This window comes from Cupriavidus sp. YAF13, assembly GCF_052113425.1.
Lineage (GTDB): Bacteria > Pseudomonadota > Gammaproteobacteria > Burkholderiales > Burkholderiaceae > Cupriavidus.
In genome coordinates, this window is record NZ_JBFRDD010000001.1 from 38050 (window position 1) to 51564 (window position 13515).

Here is a 13515-nt window from a genome sequence, read left to right on the forward strand (position 1 = left end):
CACGCCCGGGGCACTCGCCCTTGGGCGCGCGGTGAGGGCGCTGACGCTCACCCACCTCATCACTCTCCGCAGGCCGCTATGGCAGACAATAACACCGACGTATCCCTACGGGTTACTGCTTCGACTGACGGCGCCGAGAGCATTCGGAAGCTCGCTGACGACGTTCGCAATCTCGCGAAGCAGGGCGGCGACGCCGCGCCGGAGTTTCAGCGCCTGGCAGCCGAACTTGATCGCCTTTCCGGCCAAGCCACAGCAGTCCAGAATTTCTCCGATCTCCGACACGAGATCGAGCAACTGGCTGTCGAGCAGAAGAAATCGGCCGATAGTGCCGGCGAGCTGAATGGCAAGCTGCGCGAGCTCTCCGTGACGACTGGTGAATTCCAGGTGGCCGAGGCGCAGGCGAAACAGGAAGTGCGGGACGCACAGCGTGGCATCGCCGAAAAGCGGGACGCCCTGGCGCGGCTGAAACTCGAGTACGACGATACGGGGAAGCAGAGCGCTGATTACAAGCAGCAGGTGCAGGCGCTCAACCTGTCAATCCTCGACGCGAAGGCCGCGCTACGCGACAAGAGGGATGCCCTGGTAGCGGCGCAGCAGGCCACGAAGGGCGCTGCTGATGCCGAGCAGCAGTTGTCGGCGCAGAGCAAACTCGCGAATGCCGAGGTCAAGGCGACCACACGGGAGCTGACGCAGCGTAATGCGGCGTTGAACGAGGCGCAGGCCGCGCTGAAGGCGACGGGTGTCGCGTCTGAGGACGTGGCTACGGCGCAGGCGGATGTGCGCAAGGCGTTCGCGGACACGGCGGCGGCCGTCGAGCAGCAGCAGGCCGCCCTGGTCGAGCGCCGGCAGGCGGAATCCGCTGCGGCGGAACTCGCCAAGCAGGCCGCCGCGGAGGAAGATCGCCTCGCCACCATCCAGCAGAACAATCGGTACCGGCTCGCCGCTGCGGCGCGCGAGCAATTGGATGCCGAGCGCACGCAGTACGCAGAATCCGCCCGCCTGGCGAGGAACGCGACCGACGCCAAGATCGCCGCAGAGCGGCAATACAGCGATTTCGTCAAGGGTTCGGCGCAGGCGCGCAAGGCGCTCGACGATGCCTTTGCGCAGACCGGCGTGCGCTCGGCGCGGTCGGTGGAATTGGAGATCAGCAAGGTCAACGCGGCACTGCATGTTCTGGCGAACGATGCGTCGGTGAGCGGGGCTGAGTTCGATCGTGCCTTTGCCGGCGCGCAGAGGCGCATCGAGGCGCTGAAGAATTCGCTGAACGATGTGCCCGAGGCGATGAATAAGACCTCGACAGCCTCGCGCCTGGTGACCAACGCGTTTGGGCAGTTGGCAGCGGCGTACGGCGGGATCGAACTTGCGACGAAGTTCATCAATGCCAACGTGCAGTTGGAATCGCTGCGCCGGTCGCTCGCCATCACCTCGGGCAGCACGCAAGATGCCGCGCGGCAGATCGAGTTCCTGCGCACCACTGCGAACAGTTCGGGTATCGCTATTGGGTCCATCTCCGACTCGTACCTGCGATTCTCGGTGTCGGCTCGCCAGGCGGGGATCTCCGCAAAGGTCGTCGAGGACGTGTTCGCTGCGGTCACGCGCATGTCGGGTCAGATGGGGCTCAGCAGCGAACGCGCCGCCCTGGCGCTTGAAGCTCTGTCGCAGATGGCCAGCAAGGGCACCGTGTCGATGGAAGAGCTGCGGCAGCAGTTGGGCGATTCGCTCCCCGGTGCACTGAAGCTCGCGGCAGACGGGCTCGGCCTGACGGTCAAGCAGATGACGTCAATGGTGGAGAACGGACAGGTGATGGCGGCGGACATGCTGCCGGCACTCGCTTCCGCCCTCACGAAGACCATCGCGAAGGGTACGGACGATGTGCAGGGGTTTCAGGCAACGTGGGCTCGCCTGAAGAACACGATGACCCTGGCGGCTCAGACCATCGGCGACACGGGCGCCATGGATGCGCTTGGCGTGTCCCTGCGCACAGTCGGCGTGATTGCCGGCTCCGTGGCGATGGGTGTATCGACGACCCTAGACATCGTGTTCACGGGTGTGAAGCAACTCGCCACGCTGACGGCGGGTGTCGTGCATGGCGACCTCAAGGGCGCGCTTGAAGAGTCGGGGCGCTTGGGTGACCAGTTCATCGAGCGGCAGGCGAAGTTCGGCCGAGCGCTGCAAGACCTCGCGGGAGTCGGCGAGAAGACCACTGCCGCGCAGTCGAAGGCCGGCGCCGCAGCAGTGCAGACCGGCACGCAGGCCGCATCCGCAGTGGTGGGGGTGAATGCCAATGCGCAGGCGCAGCGCGCCGCCACGGCAGCCGCAACGGAGCACGCACAGGCGCAGGGCCAGTCGGGCGCCGCAGCCGTGCAGGCCGGCGCGCAGGCGGCTGGCTCCGCAGCAGGCTGGTACACGATTCAGGCCGCATACAAGGAAGTCAACAAGCAGGCCGAGGCGAACACCGTCATTGCCGAGAAGCTGGCAGCAGCCAAGAAGGCCGAGGGTGCTGCGGCGGTACAACTGGCGACGATGGCCGGTAACGAAATCGAGCTTAGGCGCACCGCCGCCCAGGCCGCCGACGCAGATCACACGGCACTGCAGCGCCTCTCCGATGCGCGGCAGCAGGAGGTGAACAACCTGAAGGCGCAGGTGGAGTCGCTGAACGCTGCGGCTGCGGCGTCGGGTGGTCTGCGCGATGACCAGAAGGAGCAGATCAAGACGCTCACGGACCTGGTCGACAAGAAGCAGGCTGAGGCCGAGCACGCCAAGCAATCTGCCGATGCCGCGGCGATCGAGGCGCAGTCGCGCCACCTTGTCTCTGAGACGTATAAGGACAACGCGGCCAACCTCGACACGTTGCGTGCGGCGGCTGCGGAGGCTGCGAACGAACTCACACGGATGCGGGCGCAGGAGACCGACACGGCGAGCTCGCATGCCCTTGTCGCGGAAGCGGCACGCAACGCAGCGTTCGCCGAGGGCCTGTATCGCGACGCTCTGGCTGACACCGCAAACGCCGCCGCGCGCAAAGTAGCGATTCTGCGCCAGGATGAAGTCGAGACGAGCATCGCCCTCCGCGGACGCCTGGCATGGGCGAAAACGCAGGAGCAGGAAGCGCAGCTCTACGGGCAGGTGGGGCAGGCCGCCGAAATGCGCATCCGGCAGAAGCAGATCGAGATCGAGCAGGTGCGCAGTCACATGGCAGCGGTTGATGCGGAGACGAAGGCGACCCTGGCCGAGATCGAGGCGAAGCGCGCCGAGCTCGCCGTGAGTGGGCAACTCACCCCGGAGAAGCAGGCAGAGATCGATCTGCGTATCCGCAATGCGCAGGCCAAACAGCTTGAGGCGCAGCAGGGCGAGCAGGCGATCCGCCAACTGCAAAACGAAATCATCGCGATCCGCAACCGCAATATCGAAGCCGAGAACTCGCAGCGGATCGATGGAGCGGCACAGGAATCCCGCATCAAGAGCCACACGAACGGGTCGGTCACCGCGTCGCAGAACGACGGCTTGATGTCTCTGGCCGCGAAACAGAAGGCGGGAACGCTCGGCGCCGATGACCTGAAGACCGCGCAGGCGGCTTTCCAGGCGGCTGACTTCAATTTCAAGGTGATGCAGCAGTACCGCTCCCAGTTCACGCTCGACAGCCAAACGAGCGTGACGGCGGCATATACCCAGTCGAAATCGATCCTGGATGCAGTGCAGGCCGCCGCGGCGAAGGGGGGTGCAGGGACCTCCGGCTCAAAGACCGCGCAGCCCGGCACAGGGACGCGCACCGTCAACATCAATATCGGAGGCAAGAGCACGGCGGTCAACGTCGCGAGTGAGGCAGATGCAAACAACCTCACGGGCGTGATGCGCCAGCTTGAGAGCCTGTCCGGGAGGTCCAACGCATGAGCATCACCCTGGCGGTAGGCACCACATCCATCGATCTGCATCCGGACCTGTACTGGTCCGACGAGAACAACTGGCACCCAGTCGAGCAGACCGTGCAGCGGACCCTTACGGGCGCGCTCATCGTCAGCAGCGCCACGCGGCTCGCCGGCCGCCCCATCACGCTTGAGCCCGAAGACGATCGGAGTGCCTGGATGAATGGGGCTGTGAAGGATCAATTGCGAAATTGGGCCGCAGTCGCAGGGCAGCAGATGACTCTTACACTGCGCGGGCAGGCTCGCACCGTGATTTTCCGACACCAGGATGGCCCCGGGGTCGAAGCCAAGCCCGTCGTGCATTACAGCGACGTGGTTGATGGCGACTGGTTCCTTGTCACGCTGCGGCTAATGGAGATTTGACGCATGACCATCCTCTCGGGTGACATCAAACTAATGCAGTCGGAGGTCTTGCTGGACACCGACAACGGTGGCGGCAAGATCACGGCGAACGAGGTGGTGGACGGGGTATCGAACAACCTGTTCCCCGACGTGTCGGAATTGGATCGAGTCTACGGACGCATTGGGCTGCGCAAGGCATACCCCTCCGTGCAGGTGACCGGCACGGACAGTTACCTCGGCTCGCATGCCATTGTGCTCAAGGAGCCGACTGACCCGGCTGTGTCGGTGACGATGTTCACTACCAAGTCGTGGTACGACCATCGCAGCGATGCCGCCAATAACGTGCAGTCGTACCTCGCCAAGAGCGTGAAATGGCCGGGCCAGGTGCTGGGCACCCAGCTCGCCGGCCAGCGCTCGATTCAGTTGCTGCTGCGCGTGGGCGACGCCCTGCCCAAGGTGGGCCAGAGCCTGGTGCTGATCCAGAATGAGGGGCTGGGCACCGAGTTCTCGCAGTTCGTGCGCGTGCAGACCGTGACGACCCTGACGCGCCAGTTCACGGTGGTGGTCGGCGGTGCGCAGGTAACGTTCACCGGCGTGATGGTGACCTGCACGATCAGCTCGCAGCTGCTGTACACGTTCACCGGCCCCGACCCCTCGCCGCTGGACCTGGGCTCGTCGGCGGGCTGCATCTGCCGCGACACGCAGGTCGCCAACGCCGCCAACTACTACGGCATCTCCCCGGTGACCGCGCAGGGCAACCCGGGCGACGTGTCGGTACAGGCCGCTTCGATCTTCTCGCAGTTGGTACCCAGCTCGCAGCAGCAGACGCCGCTGACGAATCTGAGCGCGGCCGGCACTACCAACCCGACCATCCAGTCCGGTACCAGCAACCAGTCGCAGGTGGTGACCATTCCCGGCACCTACCCGCAGACCATCTACGTACCGACCGCCATCAAGCCCGGCACGCTGACGCTGGGCCCGGTGTCGGACGATGGGGCCGGCAATCTCGTCATCACCGCTTCCGGGGTGGTCGTCGGCACGGTGACCTACGCCACCAACCTGTTGACGCTCACGCAGTCGATTGGCACCACCGGCAACGTCACGCTGTCGTGGATGCCGGCCGGCGTGCCGATCCTGGCGCAGAACACCGCCACCATCGACATCGACCAGACCAACCGGGTCAACGTGTTCGTGATGACCCTGGTACCGTCGCCGGCCCCGCGCCGGCTGTCGGTGTCGTACATGTCGCAAGGCAACTGGTACACGCTGACCGACGTGGGTGGCGGCGCCACGGGCTCGATCAAGGGCAGTGACCCATCGCTGGGCGCTGGCACCATCGTGTACTCGACCGGCACGGTGACGCTCACCACCGGCGCGCTGCCGGACGACGCCAGCTCGATCCTGTTCTCCTGGGCCTCGCCGGCCAACACGTTCAACCGCTCGAACACCACGCCGTACACGCCGTACGTGGGCTTCTTCATCACGCCGGCCGCTGGTCAGCAACTGGTGCAGAGCACGGTCAGCATCACCTGGCCGAACCCGAGCGGCGGCAGCTTCACCGCCACGTTGAATCAGGCCACGCAGACGTTCTCCGGCGATGGCACGGGCTTCTCGCGCTGGATCAACGGGCAGTACGAGCTGCGTTTGCGTCCGAACACGATCCCGGCAGGCGGCACGGTGTTCACCCTGCACTACAACCTGGGCACCAAGAAGACCCAGCACTTCGCCTCGCCGGCGCGTGACGGCACCGGCAAGCTGTCGCTGGCGCTGCCCGACACGAACATCGTAGCCGGCTCGGTCAAGGTGACCTGGAACGTGCTGATCAACGACTACTCGACGATCAGCAACGTCCCGGCGCAGATGCAGTACTTCAAGACCGACCCGTACGTCACCGCCCAGGACGACGCCTCGGGGGTGCTGAAGCGCTACAACGCGGACGGCACGACCACGGCGGTGACCAACGGCGCGGTGAACTACTCGGCCGGCACGGTGACATTCACCCCGGACATCACGGTCAAGATCGCGCAGCCGCTGTTCGCCTCGCGCCTGATCGGCTACATGAAGGCGGCCTCGGCCAACGGCGCCTTCGGCTTCCTGCAGGCAACCGGCGAGCCGGTGTACCAGAACACGCTGCAGGGCATCCAGTATTACGATGCGGCCGCGACCTACCCGAACGACACCACCGGCACGGTCGATGTCGAGTACCTGACCGACGCGGGCAGCGCGCAGACGCAGACGGTGACCATGGCTTCGTGGAACCTGAAGCTGATGTACCTGTATGCCGAGGCCATCGTGCCGGGCTCGGTGCTGTTCTCCTGGGGCGGCAAGACCTACTACGACCAGAACGGTACGCTGTACTGCGATTTCAACTCGACCACCAACGCAGGCACGGCGGCGGGCACGATCAACTACAGCACCGGCGACGCGACCATCACCACGTTCAACTCTGGTGGCGCCAACTCGATCTCGCTGCTGTCAATGCTGACCACCCAGGGCGGCCAGCCGGTGGACTTCGCCACCTTCCGCATCCCGGCCGCCCCTGTGGTGCCGAGCAGTCTGCAGATCCAGTTCAGCCCGGTCACGGGCGGCACGGTGACGGTGACCGCTGACTCGTCGGGCTGGATCTCTGGCACCAACGTGTTTGGTACGGTCAACTACCAGACCGGCGTGGTGAACTTGCGCTTCGGGACGATGGTGACGGCGGCGGGCAATGAGTCGGCCATCTGGTATAACGCCAGCGCGGTGAACGCGCAGGGCAAGATCATGAAGCCGTACCCGGTGTTTGCCAGCACCATCGTCTTCAACGCGGTCGCGTACTCGTACCTGCCGCTGGACAGCTCGATCCTCGGCCTGGACCCGGTACGCTTGCCGACCGATGGCCGGGTGCCGATCTTCCAGAAGGGCTACGTCGCCGTGGTGCACCACACCGCCAAGCAAGCGACGACGCCGAGCAACACCCTGGTGGTGAACGTCGGCCGCGTGCGCGTGGCAGCGATGCGGGTAATCGACAGCAGTACGCCCAATCCGGTCGTGATGGACCCGACGATGTACGCCACGGACCTTGATGCCGGCACTCTGACCTTCGGGCCCACCGTCAGCACGGCCGGCATGACCGCGCCGATCTATGTAGAGAACCGCGTGGAGGACATGGGCCTGCTGACCGATGTGCAGATCACGGGCAAGCTGACTCTATCGCGGCAGTTGACGCATGCGTATCCCGCCAACGAAACCCGAGTTTCGTCTGCGCTCATCATGGGCGATCTGCAGGCGCGGCTGTCGCTGTCATTTACGCAAACCACTTGGGCGAATGTCTTTGCAGATTCGGCGTCAGGCGGTTCACCGTCCTCGACCTACAACTTCGCGAGCTACCCGCTGGTGCTGACGGACAAGTCGTGCATCCAGGAGCGCTGGGCGCTGGTCTTCACAGACACGATCAACTTCCGTGTGATCGGCGAGTCTGTGGGCCAGGTGGCGATCGGCAATATCAACACCGACTGCGCGCCGACCAATCCGGCGACCGGTCAGCCCTACTTCACGATCAAGGCGCTGGGTTGGGGTGGCGGTTGGGCGGCCGGCAACGTGCTGCGCTACAACACCGCCGGCGCCAACTACCCGCTGTGGCTGGCGCGCACGGTGTTGCAATCAAGTGCAAGCGGGGCCAGTGACGCCTTCCGTTTGCAAATCCGTGGCGACGTGAACGCATAAGGAACGACATGGGCACGCCAACTTCGGTCAAGAATTTCAATAGCGCATCGGCCTCGGCACCGGTCCTGTACGGCAACCCTGGCTCGATGATCACCCTGCTGGATGCGGTGCTGGTCAACGGCTACGGTCAGAAGACGCTCGACCAACTGGTGGTAGCGACCAACGTCGCCACCTGCACGGTGTCAGCCGGCCACGGCTACTTCACCAATCAGGTGGTGACCGTGGCCGGCGCCACGCCGGCCGGGTTGAATGGGGACGTGCGCATCACCGTGCTGTCGGCCACGGCCTTCAAGTTCACCACGACCGGCATCTCGGATCAGACAGCCACCGGCACGATCACGGCCAAAGTGACCCCCCTTGGGTGGACCAAGCCGTTCTCGGCCACCAACATGGGGGCCTACAAGCCCAGCGACCCCCTCTCCACCGGCATGCTGATGCGCGTGGACGATACTGGGGTCTTGACCGCCCGCCATGCGCGTGTAGTCGGCTGCGAGGCGATGACCGACATCAATACCTACACGGGAGTGTTTCCCACCAACGCCCAGCTGAGTGGCGGCTTGTATTGGGGGAAGTCCACGGGGCTGGATACCGTATCGCGTAACTGGTTTCTGATTGGCGACGAGCGCTGTTTCTACCTGGCGGTGGCCCCTAACACCTCTAACCCAATCAATGGCAGCATCATCTACTTCTTCGGAGATATCCTGCCGCAAGGCAGTGTGGACCAGTACAACTGCCTTGCAGTTGGCCCCCTCTCGGACTACACCAGCTACGGTTCTGGGGTCATCTTCTACTGCATGGGCAGCGCCGGGCCGGGAGCCGGCAGTGGGTACCTTCCGAGGCTGAACTCGCAGCTGGGGGGCGCTATTCAGACGTTCCGTACTGGGGCTATGAACTGGGGTAATGACTATTCCGGCAGCACCTCCTATGCCAGCGGTACGCTGCCCAATTTTCCTAACCCCATCGACGGCGCGGTGCTTGTCACTCCCGTCTATGTGCTTGAGCAGACGGGCGCGGTCAAGGGCCTGCGGGGCACCTGCCCAGGCCTGTACCACCTGCCGATTGCCGGCTCCAACCTCRCCTATAACCACCTCGACCTGGTGACCGGGGTGGATACCTTGCCAGGCAAGACGTTGCTGGCGGTGCGCAGTGGCAATCCCGGACAAACCGCCTACGCCGGCTGCTCGCTGTTCGACCTGTTCGGCCCGTGGCGCTAAGGAGAACCTAAATGGCAGTGAAACTGTATAGCAGCTACGCCGCTGGCGGCGGCCACCCGGTGATGTCCGGCTTGGCAGGGGCGCTGATCGGCGTGTTGGATGGCTGCCTGCTCAATGGCTGGGGGCTGAAGTCCGTCGATTCACTGGTAGTGGCCAGCAACGTGGCAACCGTGACCATCAACGCCGGCCATAGCTTCGAAGTCGGCAGCATGGCGCTGATCGCCGGCGCGACCCCGAGTGGGCTGAATGGCGACAAGAAGGTGCTGACGGTCAGCACCACTCAGGTGACCTTCGCCACCACCGGTATCTCGGACCAAACCGCCACCGGCAGCATCACTGCCAAGGTCAGCCCGTTGGGCTGGGCCAAGCCGTTTTCCGGCACCAACCTGGCCGCCTACACCTCGACCGATGCTGGCTCATACGGCATGCTGCTGCGGGTCGATGACACCGGCACCACCGATGCGCGGGTAGTCGGCTACGAGAGCATGACCGACATCAATACCGGGAGCGGAGCGTTCCCGACTGCCGCGCAGCTGAGCGGAGGCCAGTACGCCGGCAAGTCCTTCCAGACCACTAGCACGGCCCGCAACTGGATTCTGGTCGGGGATGAGCGCCTGTTCTACCTGTGGGTGGAGACCGACATCACGTTCGCCGGGCTGATGTGGGCCTTTGGCGACATGCTGAGCTACAACTCGGCCGATCTGTGGTGTGCGACGCTGAGCGCGCAGAACTCCAGCCAGGTGGCCTACGGAGGGGCATCCAGTGACCAGTGCCTGTCTTATAGCAGCGTCACGGCTCAGCCTTATATGCCGAGGCCCTCCTACGGACAACCGGGGGCGATCAAAACACAGCGCGTGGGCGGCATGGTGTGGGTCGTTGGCTCTGGCGCCGCATCTGGAACTGCGAGTTATTCCTCGTCGATGCTGAAGTTCCCCAATAGTGCCGACAATGCGCTGTTGCTGACCCACGCGCACATGGTGGTTTCGGGACAAGGCCTGCGCRGACGCTACCCCGGCTATTATCACTGCCCGCAAGACCTGACCCTTTCCGGCATCAACCACCGAGACCGTTACGCCAGCATGCCAGACGTACCGGGGCGCACGGGCATGGTGCTGCGCCATGGTGGGCCTGGTTTTTCCCCTTCGGGCTATTCGGTGCTCGACATTACCGGCCCATGGCGCTAAGGAGCACACATGTCTGATCAATACGCCGCCAATTTGTCGGCACTGCTACATTGTGATGGGGCCAACGCCGCCACCTCGTCCCCCGATAGCTCGCGCTGGCAGAGCGCCCTAGCCTGCAAGGGCACAGCGGTGATCAGTACGACCCAAAAGCAGTTCGGCTCGGCCTCGCTGAAGACTGGCAATACCAATGGCAACTATGGACTGCTGGGCAACGCGCCGCAGTTCAACTTTGGCAGTGGGGATCTCACCGTTGAGGCCTTCGTTTGGCCGGTGTCGCAGGGCGCCGATGGCGGCGCGATCATCGGGCGCTGGGACAGTAGTGGCGCCAACACCGACTGGCTGATCTGGCGCGGCGCCAACGGCGAGGTGAACGTGTCACTCAATGGCACGCAGGTGATCACGGGTGCCTCGGGCGACCTGCCGACTGGCGCCTTCGCCCATGTGGCATTGACCCGTCAAGGCACCGCCTTGCAGGTGTGGGTCGGCGGCGTGGCCAAGGGCAGTGCCACGTTCTCCGGTGCAATCAATTGCACGCTCGGGTTGCCGGTGGTGCTGGGTCAGTCCAACCTAGCGGCAGCCGCTACTTGGCTGGAGGCGTACTACGACGAGGTGAGGGTCACCAAGGGGGTGGCGCGCTACACGGCCGCATTCACCCCGGCTGCCACCGCCTTCGACCCTTATCCGGTTGACGCCTATGCGGCCAATGTGGTGCTCGACCTGCGCATGGATGGCGACAACGCCTCGACCACCATCACCGACCAGGCCGGCCACACGGTGACGCTCAATGGCGCGCCCAAGCTGAGCACGGTGCAGGCCGTGTTGGGAGGTTCGTCGCTGCTGCTGAATGGCAGCACGGACTACCTGAGCCTCGCCAGCAGCTCAGACTTCGACGTGGGCACCGGGGATTACACGGTAGAGGCCTGGATCTGGATGAGCAGCACCCTCACCGGTGAAAGCGACATCATCTCCAAGAACAGCAGCGGAACGGCGGGCTGGCTGACGATGTACCGCTCCAACGGCACACAGGTGATTATCTTTGCCCATTCGTACAACAGTGCGGGTAGTCAGGTCACGGTACAGAGCCCAACGCTGAATGTGCAGCAGTGGCACCACATTGCCGTGTGCAAGATCGGGCTGACGCTGACGATGTACGTCAATGGCGCCCCGGTAGCCACCGCTGCGCTGTCCAACACTGCGGTTACTCTGAACACGAATCCAGTACGGGTTGGCGCCAACGGCGGGGCCGCCAGCATGTGGAACGGATACCTGGATGGTATTCGTGTGACCAAGGGCGTAGGTAGGTACACCGCCCTGTTCGACCCGCTAGCCCTGACGACGGTGCCCTCGGCTGCCTTGGGCGTGCTGCGCGGCAGCCGTACGGTGATGGCACAGGGGCTGGTGACCCCTGTCGTCAGCCGCAAAGGGCCGGCCATCCCCTATGGCAGCAGCCGGCTGCTGGATTACACCTGGGGTGGCACCGCCAGCGTGTCCGGCAAGGTCACGATCAACACCGTGGCGGCGGTGCGCCGGGTCTTTCTGATTGATCTGAAGTCCATGCTGGTGATCCGCTCCGCTTGGAGCGACGCCAGTGGCAACTACAGCTTCGCCAACATCGATGGCAACCGCAACTACATGGTGATCGGCCGCGATTATCAGCAGATCTACAACGCTGTGGTGCAGGACCTGATCACGCCGGCGACCACCGCACCCGCTGCCTTCCGCCCGGCCCGGCGCAAGCTGCGTTTCAAGGCCGGCGGCACCGGGCTGAGCACCAATTACCCGGCGCTGATTCGCGTGGGGGAGAGCACGCCCAACGGCGTAGCCACGGCCCAGGCGGTGACGAACGCCGACGTGATCTGCCCGGTCCGCTACATGCCGCGCACGCGCGACGATGTGACGGACATCGTGTTCACCGACACCTCTGGCAACCAGCTGGACTTCTGGATGGAGGGGGTGTACGGCACGGCCCCGGACCGCGTGGCCTATTACTGGGTCAAGCTTCCTGGCGACCTCGACGCCGGACCGGTGGATATCTACGTGCAGTACAACCGGGGACTAACGCAGACCAAGACCAGCAGCGGCGCAGGGCTTCCGTGGACACTGTTCGACGACTTCGCCGCCTACGACAGCTCCAAATGGCAGGTGGACTCCGGCATCAGCACCAGCACGGGCGTGTTCACCAACAGCGCCTGGTCGCTGCAGGCCAGCAGTACCGAGGGTGGAGTGCGCTCGGTCACCGCGTTCGCGGCCGGGCTTGAGGCGCTGGCGGTCTACACACAGTTTGGCTACAACTCCACGGCCGGCGCGGTGCAGAACCAGTTCGGTTTCGTCAGTGGCACTGGAGCGCTCAACACGGTGGCGACACTGGAGAACGTGGGAGACTATCAGACAGGCTCACGGCTGGCGATTGGCGGCGAGGCCACCACCAACACCAACGGGCGCTTTACCCCTACGGTCGGTGGTGGTTCAGCCACCAGCGGAGTTCCTACGCCCACTGCTCAAGCCGGGCGTATTGCCCTGGGTCGGGGGTCCGATGGATCGGTGGCTTTGCAGATCAACAACCAGACCGTGATGACCCATAGTGGCGCCGGCACCGGCAATGCCAACCTGGCGATATACCGAGGCAAGAGCAGTCAATCCGGCTACGTCTCGCTGATCGACTGGGTGGCGCTGCGCAAGTACATTCCCAGTGGGCCGCCCGCCATGCTGCAATTTGCCGAGGAGTTCCTATGACGCTCGCGTTCTCGACGACGGTCATTGCTGATCGTCTCAAGGCCCTGACCCGCGCCATTGACGGCGGCGGTGCGGCCGGCGTGTTGAACATCTATGACGGCACGCGCCCGGCCACCGGGGCCGCCATCACCTCGCAGAACAAGCTGGCGGCGCTGCCGTTTGCATACCCCTCGGCGGGCACGATCTCGGGCACCACCCTGCCGCTGTTACTTGGAGCTTCGCAGTTGGCGCTGAAGACCGGCACGGCGGCCTGGGGGCGCATCGTGGCCTCGGATGGCACGTTCGTCGCGGATCTGGATGTCACTGCCTCGGGAGGAACAGGGGAAGTACAATTGGCGGCGGCCGGTACCCCCACGGTCCAACTCTACGAGGGTGGCGATATCTCCGCGTCGGTGGCATCGCTGGTTGAGGCGTGAG

At 64.5% G+C, this 13515-nt stretch carries 7 protein-coding genes; all 7 read left to right on the forward strand.

Annotated elements, in window-relative coordinates:
• The first annotated feature begins 78 nt into the window (after nucleotides 1-78).
• Genes AB4061_RS00315 through AB4061_RS00345 form a run of 7 tightly spaced genes read left to right on the forward strand, consistent with a single transcriptional unit; the run spans nucleotide 79 to nucleotide 13514 of the window.
• A complete protein-coding gene (locus AB4061_RS00315) occupies nucleotides 79-3888 on the forward strand; it encodes a tape measure protein (protein ID WP_441629876.1) in 3810 nt (1269 codons plus the stop codon).
• Entirely contained in the window at nucleotides 3885-4283 is a 399-nt protein-coding gene (locus tag AB4061_RS00320) for a hypothetical protein (RefSeq protein WP_441629878.1), read from the forward strand. Before AB4061_RS00315 ends, AB4061_RS00320 begins: the two co-directional genes overlap by 4 nt.
• A 3-nt stretch (nucleotides 4284-4286) precedes the next feature.
• Entirely contained in the window at nucleotides 4287-7967 is a 3681-nt protein-coding gene (locus AB4061_RS00325; protein ID WP_441629880.1) for a hypothetical protein, read from the forward strand.
• An 8-nt stretch (nucleotides 7968-7975) separates the two neighbouring features.
• Nucleotides 7976-9181: a hypothetical protein gene (locus AB4061_RS00330; protein ID WP_441629882.1), complete on the forward strand. Its 1206-nt coding sequence runs from the start codon at nucleotides 7976-7978 to the stop codon at nucleotides 9179-9181.
• 11 nt (nucleotides 9182-9192) lie between these two features.
• Nucleotides 9193-10365 (forward strand): hypothetical protein, encoded by a 1173-nt coding sequence (locus AB4061_RS00335; protein WP_441629884.1) that lies wholly within the window; start codon nucleotides 9193-9195, stop codon nucleotides 10363-10365.
• A gap of 9 nt (nucleotides 10366-10374) precedes the next feature.
• Nucleotides 10375-13098 (forward strand): DUF2341 domain-containing protein, encoded by a 2724-nt coding sequence (locus AB4061_RS00340; RefSeq protein WP_441629886.1) that lies wholly within the window; start codon nucleotides 10375-10377, stop codon nucleotides 13096-13098.
• Nucleotides 13095-13514, forward strand: coding sequence for a hypothetical protein (locus tag AB4061_RS00345; RefSeq protein ID WP_441629888.1), 420 nt, complete (start codon nucleotides 13095-13097; stop codon nucleotides 13512-13514). The genes AB4061_RS00340 and AB4061_RS00345 overlap by 4 nt, the downstream gene beginning before the upstream one ends.
• Nucleotide 13515: the final 1 nt, after the last annotated feature.

What these genes read in the sequence shown, in the direction of transcription:
- AB4061_RS00340 (WP_441629886.1), top strand. Translation starts at nt 10,375, where the DNA reads ATGTCTGATCAATACGCCGCCAATTTGTCGGCACTGCTACATTGTGAT.
- AB4061_RS00315 (WP_441629876.1), top strand. Translation starts at nt 79, where the DNA reads ATGGCAGACAATAACACCGACGTATCCCTACGGGTTACTGCTTCGACT.
- AB4061_RS00325 (WP_441629880.1), top strand. Translation starts at nt 4,287, where the DNA reads ATGACCATCCTCTCGGGTGACATCAAACTAATGCAGTCGGAGGTCTTG.
- AB4061_RS00320 (WP_441629878.1), top strand. Translation starts at nt 3,885, where the DNA reads ATGAGCATCACCCTGGCGGTAGGCACCACATCCATCGATCTGCATCCG.
- AB4061_RS00345 (WP_441629888.1), top strand. Translation starts at nt 13,095, where the DNA reads ATGACGCTCGCGTTCTCGACGACGGTCATTGCTGATCGTCTCAAGGCC.